Here is an 18,899-nt window from a genome sequence, read left to right on the forward strand (position 1 = left end):
AAAATCCTAAACAACAGGGGATTAGATCATTGAAAATTGCAGTTTTATTCGGCGGAACTTCCACAGAACACGAAATTTCCCTGCGCACAGGCACTTTCATAAGTAAAACTTTGTCTTCCATGGGACATTCGGTCAAACCCATTCTCATTTCCAGAGATGGTAGATGGGTCATCCCTAAAGAGTATCGACCCGAGTTTCCGGAAGGAAATTCCAAAAATCCTGAAGAGTATCTAAAAGAATTCGAGGAACTGCATTCTACTAACGCTGGAATATTCTCTTCTTTAGATTGTGATGTTGCATTTTTAGGATTACATGGAACTAGCGGAGAAGACGGTTCCGTCCAAGGATTTTTAAAAGTTCTAGGAATCCCATTCACAGGATCAGATGTAAAAGCATCTGCACTTGCAATGGATAAGATCAGAGCAAACCGGTTATTCCAACTTGCCGGAATGTCTGTAGCTCCATTTTGGGAATTGAGAAAAAAAGAATATTCTGAAAATCCGACTTCGGTCGAAAATTCAGGTTTAGAATATCCGCTTTTTCTAAAACCTGTGGAAGGCGGTTCCAGTTTTCATACATTTAGGATAGAAGGACCCGAAGATCTTCGTAAAAGATTACCTGAATTTTTCGATGCGGAAGAACATGCGATCTTACAAAAATTCTTAAAAGGAACGGAAGTTTCCTGCGGAGTTTGGGAAAAGAAAGAAGGTTCTAAAAGAATATTAGAAGCGCTTCCTCCAACTGAGATCATTCCAGGTGGAGAATTTTTCGATGTAGAATCCAAATACAAACCCGGACTTTCCCAAGAGATCACTCCGGCTCGTTTACCTGAAAAGATCATTTCTAAGATCCAAGAACAATCCATTCTCGCTCATAAAACACTTGGATGTGAAGGATATTCTAGAACTGATTTTATAATCGTAGGAGAAACTCCATTCGTTCTGGAAACAAATACGTTACCCGGAATGACAGAGACAAGTCTTATCCCTCAACAAGCAAAAGCAGCTGGGATTCCGATCCAAACATTATACCAGTCTTTGATCGACCAGGCTTTAGAAAGAGCAGGGAAGGTGCCCGTAGGTTAAATTGGCCTTAGGTCGCGCGTGTAGGAACTCCTACATTTTAACGAATCTGAAATAAAGCCAACTTTGCAAAAAAGTTAGGACTGAATTTCACCTGTTTCAGATCAGTGAAGAATGCTCTATCTTCGACAGTGAAACCTCGAATATCGCAGAACTCTTGGAAATCTAAAACGGATAAAAAGTGTAGATTGGGTGTATTGAACCAACGATAAGGAAGAAGATCCGTAACAGGAGTTTTTCCCTGGAATAAAATCCTAAAACGAACTTCCCAATATCCAAAATTCGGAAAAACGATGATCACTCGTTTCGCGATCCTTAAACATTCCTTAATAATATCTCCCGGATGTCTAGTCTCTTGGATGGTCTGGTTTAAGATCACATAATCAAAACGTTTATCTTCGTGATGGCTTAAACCTTCGTCGATATCCCCATGGTGAACGTATACACCTTTGCGGATACATTCAACAATAGCATCTTCGTCCTTCTCGATGCCTTGTCCTCTAATCCCTTTTTGTTTTAGAAGATAGAGAAGGTCTCCGTTACCGCAACCAAGGTCCAAAACTCTAGAGCCTGGTGAGATCGTATCCAGAATATAAGCGAAGTCCGGTCTTTCTCTCAAAGTAGTACTACTTAAGATCTTAGAATCTATCATTCATTCACCGGCATATTTAGAAAACCTCGGATCACATCCTCTTGCCTTTGGTTCGGAAGAAGAAAACTATCATGACCTTCATTCGTAGTTAGCTCTACATAAAAGACTCTTTTGTCGGAGGCTTCTAAACTTTTTACAATTTCTCTAGATTGAGAAGGAGGGTAGAGCCAATCAGAACTATAGGAAACCACTAAAAATCTACATTGAGCAGGACTAAGTGCCTTAGTAAGTTCCTGGCCTTTTCCCAAGCTAAAATGATCCAAAGCCTTTGTCACATAGATATAAGAATTCGCATCAAAACGATCTACGAAACTTTCTCCCTGATAGATTAGATAACTTCCGACCGCGAAATCAGAATTTAGTAGGTTTCCAATAGGCGGTTTCCTGCCGAATTTTTCTCTCATCTTATGATCAGAAAGATAAGTGATATGGCCCATCATCCTTGCTAAAGCAAGACCTTTTCTAGGAGTTGCACTGTCTTCGTACAGTCCATTATTCCAATTCGGATCGGAAAGAATTGCCTGCCTTCCCACTTCATTAAAAGCGATCTGCATTGCGGAATGTTCTGCAGAAGAGGCGAGAATTATACAATTTTCTAAAACATCCGGATAAGAAATGCTCCATTGTAAAGCCTGCATTCCACCCATAGAACCGCCGGCTACACAGAGTAATCTTTGGATACCGAAAGATTCTACCAAAAGTTTTTGAGCAGCTACCATATCCTTGATGGAAACGAAAGGAAAGCTGGAACCATAAGGTTTTCCGCTAACAGGATTGATACTCATAGGCCCGGAAGAACCCTTACATCCGCCGATCACATTAGATGATATTACGAAATATTGATTTGTATCAAATGCTTTGCCCGGGCCGATATATTCATCCCACCAACCTGGACGTTTTTCTGATTCGGAATGAAAACCCGCAGCATGAGCGTCGCCCGAAAGTGCATGGCAGATTAGTATTGCATTGTCCTTATTTGGAGAAAGTGTTCCGTAGGTTTCATAAGCAACTACGGTGGGGGAAAGAATGGAACCGTTGTCCAGGCGTAGATCTCCCAGCACTGCGGTTTTTGGTTCGACTATGCCGATGGATTGATTCGATCCCATGATTTAAGTTCCAAATAACTAAGCCACTTTCCTTTTTCAGACGATCCCAAGCAAGCTTAGGAAAGTAAAAAGAGAAAGTGGCCGATTATTAGACGATTTTTTGGACGGAGTCGGAAGTCACACCTTTTTCAGTGCTTCGTCCAGGTCCGTAATAATATCGTCTATATGTTCTAGACCAACTGAGAGTCTGATAAACTCCGGAGTCACACCTGCAGCCAATTGTTCTTCCGGACTCAACTGTTGGTGAGTAGTGGAAGCCGGATGGATAGCAAGTGATTTTGCATCTCCTACGTTTGCAAGCAAGGAGAATAATTCCAGGCCATCTATCAACTTCTTAGCTTCCGGAATTCCACCTTTCACTCCGAATCCTATGATCGCTCCGAATAATCCTCTGGTATGATATTTTTTAGCCAGAGCATAGTTTTTGTCGGAAGGAAGACCAGGGTAGTTCACCCAAGACACCTTAGGATGTTTAGAAAGATATTCCGCAACTTTCAGAGCATTTTGAGAATGTTGTGTGATTCTCAAAGGCAAAGTTTCAATACCTTGCAGGATATTAAACGCGTTAAAAGGAGAAATTGCAGGTCCTAAATCCCTTAAACCTTGGACACGAGCCTTGATGATGAACGCAATATTTACTCCGCCAAACGGTTCGAATTTACCGAAAACATCCCAGAATTTTAGGCCATGATAACTTGGATCCGGCTCTGTGAAGTTCTTAAATTTACCGTTCCCCCAATTGAATTTACCTGAATCCACGATGATTCCACCGATGGAAGTTCCGTGACCTCCTAAAAACTTGGTCAAGGAGTGAACTACCACGTCCGCACCAAAATCGATAGGACGGATCAGATAAGGAGAAGGTAGGGTATTGTCGATTACAAGAGGAACTCCTGCATCATGAGCAACTTTTGCAACCGCTTCGATATCCAAAGTATCCAATTTAGGATTTCCTAAGGTTTCGGCAAAGATGGCTCTAGTCTTATCATTGATCGCTTTTTTGAAATTTTCAGGATTGGACTGGTCCACAAAATGAACTTTGATCCCGAGTTTAGGGAAAGTATAGTGAAGAAGGTTATAAGTCCCACCATAAAGGGAAGAAGACGCTACGATTTCTTGTCCAGCTTCTACTATATTCAAAAGTGCTAATGTTTCTGCGGACTGACCGGAAGCAGTCGCAAGAGCTGCTACTCCGCCTTCTAATGCTGCAACTCTTTGTTCTAAAACATCAGTAGTCGGGTTACCGATCCTGGTATAAATATTACCGAATTCCTGGAGACCGAATAGCCTCGCTGCATGATCTGTGTCCTTAAAAACATAGGACGTAGTTTGGTAGATAGGGACTGCCCTGGATGTGGTAGTTGGATCCGGGGCCTGTCCTCCGTGAAGAACGATTGTTTCTGGTTTATAGTTTCTTGCCATCGCTAGGGCTCCTTTTTACTGAGCGTAGAAATTTGCTCCACAATGTCCATCTAAAATTTAATAAATAGGATAAAATAATCGCTATAGCGAACAATATGGATTTCAGAACTAAACTGAAAATTCTTTCTAAAATTCATCCCTTAAGAAGTGAAATTCAGTAAATTCTGGAAAATATTTTCTAAAATACGAGAAATGTTCCTGTTTTATTGGTTTTTCAACGCAAGGTTCTGGTAGAATCGGTAAGTCATTTAGATTCCACGTATGTAATACGATACTAGTGGTACTATTTTTGGATGAATTGAAATACGGTCCCCGGAATATTCCGGCTCAAATATGAAATTAAACTTTTTGAATTTAATTAAAAGATCTCTAATACTTCCTGGAATTATCCTTCTCTCACTTTATCTAATACCGGGAGAAGAACTTGAAGCACAACTCTGGATGCCTCCGGGAAGACAGTTCATGCAGCCTCCTGATCCATTCACATTCGATGCAGGGGTGAACAAGTTTAATAACGACTATTATCTATATCTTGCTCCTACCTTAAATTTGAATTTCGGTGGAGAATTCGGATTATCTCTTACGGCTCCGATGAACTTTCTCGCCTATGACCAGGATCCAAAGGACCCAACCTTAAAGGTAGGAAGTATCCGTAAAATCGACTATGACCAGAAAAGCGATTATCTCAGGCTCATTAATAATATTTGGTACGGGACCTACGGACTTTATAAACCTGGGGAGACAACCTTCTCCTTTTATGCCGGAAAACTTTTTGATGGATATATAGGTCATGGAACAATCGTAAACCGTTATGTGAACAACCAAAGGATAGACATTTATAATGTGGGTCTTATGGCTGATTTTAATAATGATTATGGAGGAGTGCAGGTATTCACAAACTCGGTTTATACACATGAGATTGGTGCTGCTCGAGGATATGTCCGTCCATTTGCAATCGCATTCAAATTATTTGATCTATTTACCGGCAGATCCCAGTTATTCGGGATGTTGCAGCTTGGACAAGGAAACGTAGCAGACGAAGCCGGTAGAAAAAAAGTTTATGAAGAAGCTGGAGTAGATCCGGAAGACAGAGAGAAATACAGGGCTTTGGTGGAAGATCAAAAGACTCACCAAATGAAAGAAGAAATGATCCCGATCGAGAAAAAACCCGAATCTCGTAAGGAAAAGTTAAAAGAGTTCTTCAATCAGGATAATTTCGCAAATAGATTCTCTATCGGATATACGACTGCTTTCGATACAAAAGCACCAACACAACTTTCATTTGATACAACTGGTCGTTTACGTTTGGATTCTAATAATAATCCACTCGTAGAACAGTCTGAAAAATTAGTCATCCAAGGTATGGATGCCGAATACAAACTGATTAGCTCAAAGTATGTGGAGATCACTCCATACTACGATGTAAACACGATCAAAATATTGAATTCTAAAGGAACTCATACGGGCGCAATGTTCCGCTTCGGTGGAAAAGATATCTACGCAAAGATTAAACCTGAATATAGGAATATGGATGCGAACTATATTCCTATGTATTTCGATAGCTTTTATGAATTAGAAAGATATCAGGCTAATGTGAACTCCCAGCTTCCAATGACGAAATTGGAAGCTGCTAAACTAATGGATCCGGATGCTGCAAGACTGAAAGGTTATTTCACTTCAGTCGTATTAAGTTTTTACAGGATTTCCCTGGAAGCTAACTATGAAAATTATTCCGGACCGAATAATTCTAGGATATTCGTAGGTTTATATTTCCCGATCGGTTCATTATTCATGATCTCCGGTTATTATACGCGTAAAAACTTTGATCAAAATAAAGACGCATTCAAGGTAGATGATAATTCAGTAGGAGCAATTGAAGCTGCTCTTAATCTGGGATTCATTTCGATCAGAGTCCAGGATATTCGTAGATGGGTGTACGATAGCACCTCGAATAGTTTCGTGGCGCAGGACGAGCAGAAGGTCCTATTTTCTAACTCTTTGTCCTTCTAACACGAGGCAAGGAGTTTTCCCATTGGGAAAGGAAGAAGGACACAGCTTGTTCCGATCTCAAAACGGAAGAAGAAAGCCTGACTCCTGAAATATTCGATTTTCTGAACACTTCCAATTCTTTTTTTGTCCAGCCAGGTTCGGGGCCTACCAATATAGAATATTCTTTTTCCTCCAAAGGAAGACTTTCTTGGATAAATTTTCCTTTTTTATCCAAGTAGAAAAATTTACGGGAAGAAGATACTATTTCCGAGATCGATCCCTTCTTCTCGAAACTTGTTTTTTGGCCTGGTGGAACAAATCCAAGTTCTAATTTAGGTAGAAAAACATTACCACCTTGTTCCATTCCAAGGATCAGTTTTTCTTTTATATTCTCTTCTTTCCATACGGGGGAGGTGAGGTATTCGGTTCTAGAAAGTGTAGCAAGTCTGAATTCCAAGGATTGTACACCCCAGACACCCGCAAGTTCTAAGATCTTTTCCACAGTGGGGGGTCTTTGGACGGAAACGATTAGATGAATACCGGGACTTCTTCTTTTAGGTTTAATAATGGGAGTATATGATCCTAAAATTTCCCGAGAAGATATATTTATAATTTTAAAAAATCCTAAACTCTCATTTAGGAGACCTGCTTTGATCTTATTTCCTTCTTTTTTTTGTAAAACTTTTAGAATATGAATGATCCGATCCGGATTGATGATCTTGAATTCCCCAGAATTTGTTTTCTGAGAGGGATCCAATATTAGATAATTCATAAGTTTAAATTTCTACTTGAGGGGCCTTATCATCTTCTTCATTAGGAGTAGGAACAGAAGGTTCCTGCGTCTCAGGCTGGTTCCAATTAGGAACTGAGTCATTCCAGTTTTGAGAAGAAAAGAAACAGGCTCTTGCGACCCCGATCAGGATCAGAATGAATAGAATATATTTTGCGAGTAGGGGGCCGAATCCTGTACGATTCGGATCATCATTATAATTTTCGAATGATTGAATACGTTCTCCTGGATTTTGCCAACCGTAGGATCTATTTCGACTGAATCTGGATTTGATGGATTCGAATTTGCCTTCTAAAAAACGAAAAAATCCCCGTGCTGAACGGGGACTCTGGGTTCCGGAGTCTCCTCCGGGGAGATCGTATCTTCCGCCTCTAAAACTGGCCGGGTCTTCCGGATCAAAAACGAAAGAATGATAACATCTAGGACACCGAACAGTCAGTCTTCCCAAATCCATGGGAATCCTGAGTTCAGTGCCGCAGGAAGAACAAGGAAGAATATACCGCACTTAGCTTAGTATTTCAGGGATTCCTTGAGCGTGTTTACGTTCTCTTTGTAGTTCTCATTACCCAATTGGTCATTATAATCGAAAATTTTGGTAAACAATCTGTCGAATGAATCCAAATGTTTAATGTAGAAAGTCTTTTTGAAAGAGTTACGGATAGGGTGGGTCTTAGTGTTCTCTACGTTAGCAAGAACATATTTACCAACACCTTTTTCACTAGGAGTTTCAGGGCGACCACCTTCAGGATAACCGTTCTTTTGATAGAATAGTTCGATCTTATCGTTATGTCCTGGTTGATCATTTGGAGCCCTGTCGATGATCTCGGAAACCGATTTATCTTCGATTAGGAAGTTGTTTTTATAAACTTTGCTTATAATTTTGCTAATTTTACGAGGAGGTTCCATTCTAGGATCGGGATCATTAGTGTTCGGTCCTTCGAAGTAGATTTCCATATATTTGGAAAGTCCACCTTGAACGATCTTACCTTGTCCTCTTTCCTCGTCCTTAATGAAATCGTAAACTTCTACGCGGATACAGTTGTTTGCTGCATCTTCTTGTGCGTTGCTATTAGCAGGCACACATTCGTCGTTGTTTGCTTTTCCTTTGAAAAGAACAGTGCGGAATGGAAGAATACGCACTTTCATTTTCATGAGTACGGTATGACGTTTCAGTCTTTCGTTTAGAGCGGATGCTCTTTGATCCAGACCTTTTTCAGTATCCAAAATGGCAGCACCTACTTGGCCGTCTTCCTTCTTTTGGGCTTGGTTGTCTTGAGCGTTGAGTATGCCTGCGATTGAAAAAATTGCCAGGCAAAATGCGATTTTGCGTTTCATTGTACCCTATTTCCTTGGTCTCTTCTGCGTTTGGGTTTCCCGAAAGTCGAGAATACCCTGTCTCTAGTATCGGTAAAATAGACTCCCGATTAAATCCAAGACTTACATTTTCGCACCGAAAACTTTTATTTTCCGGATTTTGAACTGGTTTCCAGATACAGTTCATAGGGGGGAGGAGTCGGTTTCAATCCTTTTTCAATCAGATTGGCCGCCCATCTTCTTTCTACAAAATCGCAGAAATCCCTTAAATCCCGTCCAGAATGCGATCCTAATCGTTGTGAAATTGTTAAACGCTCTGAATCCTGTAAATGTTTAGCATAATTTCCTAATATCGCAGCTCTTTCTTTTTCGTTTGGAAGGGGGAAGAATACGGATCTGTCGAATCTGGAGACTAAAGCCTTATCCAAGTCCTGTTTTCTGTTTGTGGCACCTAAGGTGATTGATTTTTGTCCCCCTTCGAAACCATCCAATTTTCGTAATAATACGGATAGAATGTTCCGGGTGGCCTCGAATAGACCGTCGTCCCTGGATCCAGCCAAAGAATCTATTTCGTCCAAAAATAAAAGGCAGGAAGGGAATAGGGAAGCCACGTCGAAGACATAAGCCATGTTCTGAGCGCTTTCCCCATAATATTTACTTAAAATAGATTCCACAGGCACATAGATAAGAGGGATCTCCGTCATGCAGGAAATCACTTTTGCCATGGTGGTTTTTCCGACCCCTGGTTCTCCTTCTAAAAGAATTGCCCTTGGTTTTGTTCTACCCGGGAACTTTCGAGTGAGTTTGGAAAGTTCTTCTAGAGTTTCAGGAGATTTTAAAGGAAGTATAATGGATTCTAATATTTGTCTTTTGACGTCTTCGTAACCTGCTATGGTTTCGAATGTCATCCAGTCTCCCTTCTTCTTTGCTTCTATCGGATCGAATACATCGATTCCTAGTCTGAGCAGAAGTTCCTTTGGATTTTGGACGGACTCTTGTTTGGAAAGTCTGAGATATTTAAATAGGTCTATTGCGGAAAAAACTTCCTCTCTATGGAAATCTCCCTTTTTAGTGATCTCTATCTTGCTTTGGTTCCTTCCTGAATAGAAACGGAACTTTGCATTGTCTAAAATGTTTTTGGTCTCGAATAGATTCTCATTCAATGCTTGGAGACAAACATATCCAGGTTCGAACGTATGGATCCTTAGATTTTCTATATGATTTCGAACGATTTGGATACAGTCCAAAAGTTGGCTTTTGTCTGCGCCTGGGATTGGAAATTCTATCCTAAGATCTTTTTTATCGGGCACAAATGCAGGAAGTTCGGAATCCTTAACTCCTAGACCTTTGAGCTCCGAATAAAGCAGGTTTTTAGCCTGGGTAAAATCCAGAATATTTCCGGAATTTCGAGGGGGCACACTGGTCAAATCTTCAGGTTTCATTCATTCTTCCCTAGAATTTCTCTTGTATAATCTTTCGGTTCTGTCGAAGAATTTAGAAAGAACCTTTGGAGGCAAGTCCTAATGGGTGAAGGCTCCCTTTCACAAGACGATATAGACGCATTACTAACCGGGTCCAGTCCGGGAGGTGGGGGCGGTGGCTCGGCTGATTTTAATCTGAGCGGAGAATTGGATTCACTATTAGGAGATTCCGGCGGTGGAGCAGGCTCTTCTACTTCTCCGGCATCTGGAGGCGCCCCATCTTTCGCGGATATTGCCGCGGCTTTGGGACCTTCTTCTACCCCAGCTCCTCCGAAAGCAAGTGCTCGCTCTAGTTCTGTTTCTTCCAATACTGCAAATTTAAATCTATTATTAGATGTAAATGTGGCTCTTACTGTGGAATTAGGTAGGACCAATATGTACATTAAAGATGTCCTAGGTCTGAATGAAGGTGCAGTTGTAGAATTAGACAATGCAGTCGGCGAAGACTTAGATATTTTAGCAAACGGCAAACTGGTTGGAAAAGGAAAACTGGTTTTATTGGATGATTATTACGGGATTCGAATTACCGAGATAGTAGATCCATCTAGAAGAATGCTCTAAGGTGAATGTTCGTATCCGGAGATGAACTCCGGATACGATGATCGTCTTAAACTTTTTTGTCCTCGCTTCCGAGTACTGATTTCATCACGGATTTAAAATTAGATAGGTTTAATGGAAGAACAAGTTCTGTTCCATCTTGTCCTAATTTTTCCACCTCTTTGATAAATCTCTGAGCAATCCTGAGTTTGACTGCTTCTTTTCCACCTTTTGTTTTGATAGAAGCTGCAAGTAGCTCGATACCTTTTGCAGTAGCAGTGGCAATAGATTCAATTTCTGCAGCTTGTCCTTCTGCCTCATTGATCCTTTTTTGTTTTTCACCTTCAGACTTATTGATCGCTTCTTCTTTAATACCTAAAGAGCGGTTGATCCTAGAATCTCTATCTCCTTCCGAAAGAGAGATCTGAGCCTTCTTGGTGATCTGTGCTTTTTTCTCCCTTTCCATTGCTTCAATGATAGATTTAGGAGGAGCGATGTTCACGATCTCATAACGATTCACTCTAACTCCCCAAGGTTCTCCTGCTTGGTCCAAAACCTCTAGGATCTTACTATTGATCACTTCTCTGGTCTCGAATGTAGTATCCAGATCCATGGTTCCAATGATCGCTCTCATAGTAGTTTGCACGAGTTGGGTAACTGCGAATCTATAATCTTCTATCCCGTAACTTGCTTTCTGAGGATCAAGAACTCTTAGATAAAGAATTCCATCCATCTCCACCTTAACATTGTCTTTAGTAATACAAGTTTGAGGAGGAACATCTATCGCTTGCTCTTTTAAAGTATGATAGTAAGCATCATAATCTATAAAAGGAATGAGAATATGAAACCCTGCATGAAGGGTTCTGCTGTATTTTCCGAGTCTTTCTACAATGATACATTCCTGAGCAGAAACAATTCTCAAAGAACGATATAACTTATAGGCAAGGTAGAGTAGAAATCCGAGCCAGAATATCCATAAAAATACTGAAACAAACATATTAAGTATTACTCCTTCTCTGAATCCAGTCCCGGGAATTTGTTGGTCACCTTGGAGATTCCTTCAAAGAAACCGACTACGTTTGCCATTTCCGTAGGAAGAACAGTGGTTTTAGCTTTTTCTAAAATGATACCTAAACCTGAAAGATAATCCTCTGTGATCTGAAGATTGACTGCTTCTGATCCGCCTTCATTTCCACTGGCTTCTGCGATCATATGGATCCCTTTTGCTTTGGCTTTAGCAATGAATTCAATCTCCTTAGCTTTACCTTCTGCCTCGTTTACCTTCTTGATCTTTTCACCTTCAGAGAGGTTGATCGCTTCTTGTCTTTCACCCATAGAGCGATTGATCCTAGATGCTTTTTCTCCTTCTGATATGGTGATCTCAGCACGTTTTACACGTTCTGCCTTTACTTGTTCTTCCATCTCATGAAGGATCTCTTTAGGTGGAGAAATATTTTTGATCTCGTAACGAGTTACCTTGATTCCCCAAGGATCTGTTGCCTCATCCAAAGCTCGAACCACGTTGGCGTTGATATCATCTCTTTCAGAGAATGTATGATCCAATACCAATTTACCAATCTCGGAACGAAGAGTGGTTTGGGCTAGCTGGATCGTTGCGTTTCTAAAGTTCTCGATCTCATAAGAAGCTTTATAAGCATCCATGACCCTTATATACAGAATACCATCCACCAAAATGGAAACGTTATCCTTGGTGATACAAGTCTGAGGAGGAATATCGATAGCGATTTCCTTTAAGAGCTGTTTGTATCTGATCTGATCTATGATCGGAATGAGAAAATGAAAACCTGCGCCGAATGCTCCACGGAACACTCCCAGCCTTTCCACTACAAAACTATACGTTTGGGGAACGACGATACAGGTTTTCATAATGAGGTAGATTGCTGCTATAACGATTAGCGTAAAAAATAGAAATGGGTCCATTTTGTCTGTTTCTAACTCCTATTCAAAAATGATTATATTTCAGGAAGCTCGATCGGCTCCACAACGAACGTAAGGTTTTCTCTCTCCAATATTCTAGCTCTTTTTCCGGCCGGAATACGTTTGGATTTGCTGATCGCATCCCATTCCGTGCCTTGGAATACGACCCTACCACCTTTCCTTTCTACAAGAATATCTTTGGAAACTAGAACGATCCTTCCCGGACCTTCTTCCGGATTCAGAGTGGCTGTTTCAGAAGAAGAAGGGAAAAATTTTCTAAGAAAATTTCCTCCTGTCCAGATTAGAATTCCTGAAAGTCCCGCCCATATGATTGCTTGGGTCCAAAATCCACTTTCATAAAAATAGGAAATACTTCCTACGATTGTTGCAGATAGACCTAGAAAGAATACGAAGGTTCCAGGGACAAAAAGTTCCGCCACCATGAGAATGATCCCGGAGGCGATCCAAAGATAAGAAAGGTTATGTCCGTCTTGCAAAAAGTCCATGGTTTTAGGTAGAAGAAAGGGGAAAAATTCTATTTTCAAAAACATTCCCGTCCATATTCTTAGCGGGAAGTGATGAGAAAAATTTGGATTCGTCTCGGAATTGGACTACTAGTCTTATTCCTTGTTCTACAGTTAATCCCCGTACAACCTCCGTTGGGAAAGAATGCTAATGAAATCAAAACGGAAGAACGCGTCAAAAAGATTTTTCGAAAGTCTTGTTATGACTGCCATTCGGATCTAGTAGAATGGCCTTGGTATTCTAAGGTTTTTCCGGTTTCTTTATATATCTCTCATCATATAGAAGAAGGCCGGGAAGAATTAAATTTTTCCGAATGGGAAAGCTTAAAACAGGAAAAAAAGGCGGATCTGGCGGAAGAAATATTAGAAGAAGTGGAAGAAGGTCATATGCCTCCCAAGGATTATATTTTCTTACATTCTAATTCTAAACTGGATCAAGAAGAAATAGAGATCCTAAAAGACTGGCTCCAAACATTTGCGGAAAATCAATAAAGGCATCTGTCATTTTAATGAACACATCTGAGGACAAGAACTCTAAACTTTGGGGAGGAAGATTTAAAGAAAAAGCTTCTTCCATTATGGAAAGGATAGGAGAATCCATTTCTTTCGACCAAAAATTGTACAAAGAAGATCTAGAAGGAAGTAGGGCTCATGCCAAGATGCTTGCAAAGATGGGCATCTTAAACTCTACAGAATTAAAAGACATACTAGATGGATTAAATCAGGTAGAAGAAGAAATAGAATCCGGAAATTTCAAATTCAGTTCCGAGTTGGAAGATATTCACATGCATGTGGAATCCAGACTCACGGAATTGAAAGGAGAAGTTGGAAAAAAATTACATACAGCCAGATCTAGAAATGACCAAGTCTCACAAGACACAAGGCTCTATGTAAGAAATCGGATCCAAGAAATTTTAGTTCGTTTAGATTCTCTAAGAGGCGCGCTTTACGAACAAGCCTCTAAAAATATAGATACGATCATTCCAGGTTATACTCATTTACAAGTTGCACAACCGATCAGAGCCTCTCACTTTTTATTAACCTATTTTTGGATGTTCACCCGTGATTTGGAATTTTTCGAATTCGCCAAGAAGACCGCAAACATTCTAGTACTCGGCTCCGGTGCTATGGCTGGAGTGAATTACCAAAACGATAGGGAATTTTTGGCCTCTGAGTTAAAAGTAGATTCTATTTCTCCAAATAGCATGGACGCTGTTTCGAATCGGGATCATTTACTTCAGTTTTTATTCGCCGCAGTACAGACAATGTCTCATGCGTCTCGTTTTTGCGAGGATATAGTTCTATATTCCTCCCAGGAATTCGGTCTTGTAAAACTGCCTGATTCTTTAACTACGGGATCTTCTATCATGCCCCAGAAAAAAAATCCGGATATCGCGGAACTGATCCGTGGAAAATCTGCGAGGGTTGCGGGTAATTTAAATCATCTCATCGGGCTTTTAAAGGGATTGCCTCTTACTTATAATCGTGATTTACAAGAAGACAAGTTAGCCGTTTTTGATGCTGTGGAAACTGTTTTACTCAGCCTAGAAGGTTTAGAAGCAATGGTTTCCGAAATGCAATTCAGACCGGAAAGGGGAGAAAGATCCCTGAAGGAAGGATTTGCTACGGCTACTGATTTGGCTGACTATCTAGTGGGAGAGAAAAAAGTCCCATTTAGAACTGCACATGAACTTGTAGGAAGACTTGTATCCGAATGTGTGGAAAGAAAAGAGAATTTATTCACAATCTCAGAAGAGGTTCGAAAAGGAATTTCTCCTTATTTTATTGGAGAAGAATATTCCAAGGCAGTAAGTCTGGAACTTTCTACTGACAAAAAATCTAGCTATGGCGGAACTTCTAGATCCAGACAGTTAGAACAATTGGAACTCGCGAAACAATCTATCAACTCAATCCAAAGGAATACGAAATGAATTATCCGAATGTAAAATCGAATTCTAAGCCCGGAATTTTAGGTGCCTTAGCATGGTTTACGATTTTATTATTTTCTTTTGCCTGTAAGGCAAACCCATATGCGGAACAAAGATATGTTCCGGAAGCATATAGCCCTGTCGAGGTAGTCGTTAGAAAAGAGGAAAAACCTCGTGTGGCTCTTCCTGAAAAGCCTGCCATCTATGCTTTAATAGAAACTACCCAGGGAAATATGCTTTTTGAACTGTATGATAAGGATGCTTCCAAAACAGTTCAAAACTTTATCGACCTTGCACAAGGGGAGAAAGAATTCACTCTTAGAAATGGACAACCTCAGAAAAGACCGTTCTATGATGGATTAACTTTTCATAGAGTGATCGAAGGTTTTATGATCCAAGGTGGATGTCCTTATGGAGATGGATCCGGAACTCCAGGATACAGATTTGCTGATGAGATCAATGCCGCAAGTTTGGGTTTAGACCAGGCTAAAATCGGGCAGTCACAATATTATACCGGTTACCTTTACAGATACATCGGTGGAGAACTTGGAATTCGCAGCCAAAGAGAAGCGGACGAAAGAAGAGAAGAGCTCGAAAGCAATTTAGAAAAGGCCAAAAATCTTTCCGTTATGGAAATCCTCTACAGACTAGGATATCGTTATAATAACGTAGTCAAAAGTAAGAAGGCGATCAAAGGCGCATTGGCAATGGCAAATGCAGGACCGAATACGAACGGTTCTCAGTTTTTCATCAACCAAGTAGACACTCCTCATTTGGACGGATTACACACTGTTTTCGGACAGATCGTCCAAGGCGCTGATATAGTAGATAAGATCATCGCTTCCGGGAACGGCAAAACTACAATTCGCAAAGTGTCCATCTACGATAAGAGGGCAAAATAATGAGCGCTTCCCTGGACCAAAATCCTATTTTTCTTTCGGTGGCCCGAGAGATACAGGGCTCTGGCTCCACGGGAAGAATATTAGAAAAACTTTCCGGATTGCAGGTGGACGACTCTCGAGGTGGAGAAATGTTCCCTGAGATCCGGAGCAAAAAAGACACTTCTTGGGATTTCCGCTCAGTAGTTTCTCTAGTCCGCCTCATCCAACAAAACAGGCAGTCCGTCAGCCATTCCTACGAAGAAGCAATGGCTCGGTACAGTAAGGTAAACAACCTAACTGCAAAACGAAAAGCAAACGAAGAAGAAGTCAGACTCAAACAAACTCTTACCGACTATATCCTCAAAATAGAATCCAATTTCGAAAAGAATGATAGGGCGGATGAATCTATCTTAAAAGAGATCACAAGATTTTTTGATAGTCTGGAATCCGCAGAAAAACTCTCAGAAGCCAATATTGCTAGTCTGAACTTATCTCCCAAATCGGTGGCTCAAATAGACCCAATTCTGGAAAAATACGAGGAATGTTACCAGGAATACAGTAAACTCAAGCCTGTACTTGGCAGATTGATCCGGATTGCAGACTATATTATAGAAGACGCAGAAGCCTAAAAAGGCCCTGTTTCCTTCATAATTTTCCCGTATTTTTTAGTAGGTTTTGTCTCTTTTTGCCGAAATCTAAAAGAGGACCATAGATTTTGCGTCCACACGGACTGAAATTTTAGAATGAAACAAATTCTGATCATACTAATTCTTCTGAATACATTCAGCTTGGGATCTTATCCAAACAGGAATGCAAGGGGAGAAGTTTCCGAAAATTATATCCAAGCCCAAGGCATCGTGGATATCAAACTTCCTAAAATGCAATTCCGAGAAAAGGAACCGATCTCCGCAGTACTTTCCGTTCGGAACACAGGGAACGAGGTCCTGCGAATTTTCCCTTATGGGAAAGATCTACGTTCTTTCCAAGTAATCGTAAGAGATGAAGACGGAAGAACCGTTACAAGAATAGAAGAAGAAAGAAAACAGGATCCGGTTTTACGAAGAAGGAGCAAAGTTGAGAACCTTGTAGGTGATGAGGTCAAAGAGATCATTCTTCATAAAGATGAGACATTCTCAAAAGAGATCCGAATTGATCATCTATACGAGTTGGAGCCTGGTAAAAAATATTTCGTAACCGCTTACTTCTATCCAAATATTTCGGAATATGGGGACCATTTTGTAAGATCGGAAAGCCATCCTTATTTTAGTGTAGAAGAGCGTAAAAAAGATTGGGTTCTTCCTGGAGTTCCTTACCAGGATCCTGCAACAGACGGACTCGAACCGGAAGAAGTGATCCATCTATTCTTAGGCGCTGAAAAAAAGAAAAACTGGAAGCTCCATTTTAAATGGATCCATTTCCCGGAATACATACAAGCATACGACAGATTTGCCAGAGATTGGCAACAGTCAGAAGAAGCCGAAAAGGATTTTGTTCTGGAAGAATTCAGAAATTATCTGGCGGAAAATAGATCAGGTATGTTACAATACTATAAGATCTTGGGAACGGAGAAGGTGAATTCAAATCTTTCCAAAGTAAGAGTCGCTGTGGAAAGAAGAGTGAATAAAGTCCCTGTCCGATACGAATACGAATTTACTTTAAGAAGAATGCCGGAAGAAAACGGAATGTTTTGGAAAGTGGCTAATCTATTAGCGAAGGTAAGAAAATGACCGAAATTTTATCCCAAGACGAGATAGACGCATTATTAAACGCGATCTCCAGTGGAGAGGTAGCGGAAGATGAGTATTCTTCCGTTGGGGAACAGAAGAAGGTCAAAATTTACGACTTCAAACGTCCCGACAAATTTTCCAAAGACCAGATCCGTACTCTTCAGATGATGCACGAGACATTTGCTCGTTTGGCGACCACCGGACTTTCTGCTCAGCTCCGAGCTTTAGTTCACGTTCACGTAGCCGCAGTGGATCAGTTAACTTACGAAGAATTTATTCGTTCTATTCCGAACCCGACCACACTTGCTGTGATCAATATGGACCCGCTTAGGGGTTCCGCAATTTTAGAAATAGATCCTTCTATTTCATTTACGATCATTGACCGTCTTTTCGGTGGTAAAGGAGAGACTGCAAAGATCTCCCGAGAACTTTCAGAGATAGAGATGAGCGTAATGGAAGGGATTATCGTTCGTATCTTAGGGAATATGAGAGAGGCGTGGTCCACAGTGATCGACCTTAGGCCTCGTCTGGGGAATATCGAAACAAACCCTCAGTTCGCTCAGGTTGTGCCTCCGAACGACATGGTGGTTTTGATCAACTTAGAGACCAAAATCGGCGAGGTAGAAGGTCTTACCAACCTTTGTATTCCGTATATCACAATCGAACCTATCATTAATAAACTGTCCGCTCAGTACTGGTATTCCTCTATCCGTAAGGGTGAATTGGATGAGAACAGGGCGATCATCCAAGAACGTTTGGATCAGGTGCAAATCCCCGTGATTGCGGAAGTTGGTTCAGTAGATATATCTATTTTGGATTTTATGAACCTAACTGTAGGTGATGTTGTTAAATTAGAAAACACCACTACCAGATCCGATATGCTTGTGAAAGTAGGGGAACGTAAGAAGTTCAAATGTCTTCCAGGACGAGTTGGAAATAGGCTTGCTATCCAAATCGGAGATCGAGTAGAAGATATTCCGGATGAATTACTTGGTTCTACTAGATCGGAACAAGAATACTGAGGAAACAAGCTCTAACAAAAACTTTTGGTCCAGATCATGAGTTTTTCACAAGGCACAAAAAAAGCGGGAAAAATTCCCGCTTTTGTTTTTTATAGAATATAGGAATCGGAAAACGATTACTTTCTCCAGTGAATACATTCACCGGGACATTCATCCATTTCTTTCTGAACTGTTTTCCAATCTTCCTCAGGGATCTGAGCTTGATTTACACTCTCTCCTCCGATATGAGTCTCGGAAGTATCGTTATCGTCCATTTGAAAGTACTTAGGTAGATTGTCTGCACACTGGTTGCAAGAAGTACAGTTGTCCTTATCTACATAGGCTATTTTGCTCATTCTGTCACTCCTTTGGAACTTAATAGTTCTTCGATTTGGCGGTCTAGGGCTACAATTTCTAGACTAGGGCTATGGCGCAATACCTTTTCGTTTCAGATTCCGCCACTGATTGCCAGTCTCAATGGGTTTAAGGCCTTATATCAATTAGACAAGATACTTCCAGAATAATTC

General features: G+C 40.7%; 20 protein-coding genes. 9 read left to right on the plus strand and 11 right to left on the minus strand.

Annotated elements, in window-relative coordinates; translation table 11 throughout:
* Nucleotides 1-29: 29 nt before the first annotated feature.
* Complete coding sequence (locus EHO58_RS16520) at nt 30-1,085, plus strand: D-alanine--D-alanine ligase (protein ID WP_135680654.1); 1,056 nt, start codon at nt 30-32, stop codon at nt 1,083-1,085.
* 37 nt (nt 1,086-1,122) lie between these two features.
* Here the strand turns inward: EHO58_RS16520 and metW are convergent, their stop codons facing one another.
* The 3 genes from metW to EHO58_RS16535 form a co-directional block, all read right to left on the minus strand.
* Nucleotides 1,123-1,734: a methionine biosynthesis protein MetW gene (metW, locus tag EHO58_RS16525; RefSeq protein ID WP_100710025.1), complete on the minus strand. Its 612-nt coding sequence runs from the start codon at nt 1,732-1,734 to the stop codon at nt 1,123-1,125.
* Nucleotides 1,731-2,840: a homoserine O-acetyltransferase MetX gene (gene metX / locus EHO58_RS16530; protein ID WP_135627018.1), complete on the minus strand. Its 1,110-nt coding sequence runs from the start codon at nt 2,838-2,840 to the stop codon at nt 1,731-1,733. The genes metW and metX overlap by 4 nt, the downstream gene beginning before the upstream one ends.
* A 117-nt stretch (nt 2,841-2,957) precedes the next feature.
* Entirely contained in the window at nt 2,958-4,262 is a 1,305-nt protein-coding gene (locus EHO58_RS16535) for an O-acetylhomoserine aminocarboxypropyltransferase/cysteine synthase family protein (protein WP_135627017.1), read from the minus strand.
* Nucleotides 4,263-4,703: 441 nt separating this feature from the next.
* On the opposite strand from EHO58_RS16535, the gene impL63 reads away from it, so the two are divergent.
* Nucleotides 4,704-6,272 (plus strand): cytoplasmic membrane protein ImpL63, encoded by a 1,569-nt coding sequence (gene impL63 / locus EHO58_RS16540; RefSeq protein WP_244241222.1) that lies wholly within the window; start codon nt 4,704-4,706, stop codon nt 6,270-6,272.
* Here the strand turns inward: impL63 and EHO58_RS16545 are convergent.
* From EHO58_RS16545 to EHO58_RS16560, 4 genes are all read right to left on the minus strand, one after another.
* Entirely contained in the window at nt 6,253-7,023 is a 771-nt protein-coding gene (locus tag EHO58_RS16545) for an RsmE family RNA methyltransferase (protein ID WP_135680655.1), read from the minus strand. The genes impL63 and EHO58_RS16545 overlap by 20 nt on opposite strands.
* 4 nt (nt 7,024-7,027) lie before the next feature.
* Nucleotides 7,028-7,546, minus strand: coding sequence for a zinc ribbon domain-containing protein (locus tag EHO58_RS16550; RefSeq protein WP_425269461.1), 519 nt, complete (start codon nt 7,544-7,546; stop codon nt 7,028-7,030).
* 5 nt (nt 7,547-7,551) lie between these two features.
* Nucleotides 7,552-8,376 carry a flagellar-coiling protein FcpB gene (gene fcpB / locus EHO58_RS16555; RefSeq protein ID WP_135680656.1) on the minus strand — a complete coding sequence of 275 codons (825 nt, stop codon included), beginning with the start codon at nt 8,374-8,376 and terminating at the stop codon, nt 7,552-7,554.
* A 125-nt stretch (nt 8,377-8,501) separates the two neighbouring features.
* Nucleotides 8,502-9,797, minus strand: coding sequence for an AAA family ATPase (locus EHO58_RS16560; protein WP_135627013.1), 1,296 nt, complete (start codon nt 9,795-9,797; stop codon nt 8,502-8,504).
* 81 nt (nt 9,798-9,878) lie between these two features.
* On the opposite strand from EHO58_RS16560, the gene fliN reads away from it, so the two are divergent.
* A complete protein-coding gene (gene fliN, locus EHO58_RS16565; RefSeq protein ID WP_135627012.1) occupies nt 9,879-10,397 on the plus strand; it encodes a flagellar motor switch protein FliN in 519 nt (172 codons plus the stop codon).
* Between the two features lie 46 nt (nt 10,398-10,443).
* Here the strand turns inward: fliN and EHO58_RS16570 are convergent, their stop codons facing one another.
* From EHO58_RS16570 to EHO58_RS16580, 3 genes are read right to left on the minus strand one after another with little or no spacing between them, the layout of a single operon-like run.
* Nucleotides 10,444-11,370, minus strand: a complete 927-nt coding sequence (locus EHO58_RS16570) for an SPFH domain-containing protein (RefSeq protein ID WP_135627011.1) — start codon at nt 11,368-11,370, stop codon at nt 10,444-10,446.
* Between the two features lie 8 nt (nt 11,371-11,378).
* Nucleotides 11,379-12,314: an SPFH domain-containing protein gene (locus EHO58_RS16575; protein ID WP_135680657.1), complete on the minus strand. Its 936-nt coding sequence runs from the start codon at nt 12,312-12,314 to the stop codon at nt 11,379-11,381.
* Between the two features lie 32 nt (nt 12,315-12,346).
* Nucleotides 12,347-12,817: an NfeD family protein gene (locus tag EHO58_RS16580; protein ID WP_208728851.1), complete on the minus strand. Its 471-nt coding sequence runs from the start codon at nt 12,815-12,817 to the stop codon at nt 12,347-12,349.
* A gap of 72 nt (nt 12,818-12,889) precedes the next feature.
* Here EHO58_RS16580 and EHO58_RS16585 point away from each other — a divergent pair, with 72 nt between their 5' ends.
* The 6 genes from EHO58_RS16585 to fliM all read left to right on the plus strand — a co-directional run bounded on the left by EHO58_RS16585 (nt 12,890) and on the right by fliM (nt 18,393).
* Nucleotides 12,890-13,327, plus strand: a complete 438-nt coding sequence (locus EHO58_RS16585; protein WP_135627008.1) for a heme-binding domain-containing protein — start codon at nt 12,890-12,892, stop codon at nt 13,325-13,327.
* Nucleotides 13,328-13,344: 17 nt separating this feature from the next.
* Entirely contained in the window at nt 13,345-14,766 is a 1,422-nt protein-coding gene (gene argH / locus EHO58_RS16590) for an argininosuccinate lyase (RefSeq protein ID WP_135680659.1), read from the plus strand.
* Complete coding sequence (locus EHO58_RS16595) at nt 14,763-15,665, plus strand: peptidylprolyl isomerase (RefSeq protein WP_135680660.1); 903 nt, start codon at nt 14,763-14,765, stop codon at nt 15,663-15,665. Before argH ends, EHO58_RS16595 begins: the two co-directional genes overlap by 4 nt.
* Nucleotides 15,665-16,273 (plus strand): hypothetical protein, encoded by a 609-nt coding sequence (locus EHO58_RS16600; protein ID WP_135627005.1) that lies wholly within the window; start codon nt 15,665-15,667, stop codon nt 16,271-16,273. The genes EHO58_RS16595 and EHO58_RS16600 overlap by 1 nt, the downstream gene beginning before the upstream one ends.
* 114 nt (nt 16,274-16,387) lie before the next feature.
* Nucleotides 16,388-17,371, plus strand: coding sequence for a hypothetical protein (locus EHO58_RS16605; protein ID WP_135680661.1), 984 nt, complete (start codon nt 16,388-16,390; stop codon nt 17,369-17,371).
* Nucleotides 17,368-18,393: a flagellar motor switch protein FliM gene (gene fliM, locus EHO58_RS16610; protein WP_020768525.1), complete on the plus strand. Its 1,026-nt coding sequence runs from the start codon at nt 17,368-17,370 to the stop codon at nt 18,391-18,393. Before EHO58_RS16605 ends, fliM begins: the two co-directional genes overlap by 4 nt.
* 116 nt (nt 18,394-18,509) lie before the next feature.
* Here fliM and EHO58_RS16615 read toward each other — a convergent pair whose 3' ends face one another.
* Nucleotides 18,510-18,728: a ferredoxin gene (locus EHO58_RS16615; RefSeq protein ID WP_086448887.1), complete on the minus strand. Its 219-nt coding sequence runs from the start codon at nt 18,726-18,728 to the stop codon at nt 18,510-18,512.
* Between the last annotated feature and the right edge of the window lie 171 nt (nt 18,729-18,899).

Source organism: Leptospira selangorensis (assembly GCF_004769405.1).
Lineage (GTDB): Bacteria > Spirochaetota > Leptospiria > Leptospirales > Leptospiraceae > Leptospira_B > Leptospira_B selangorensis.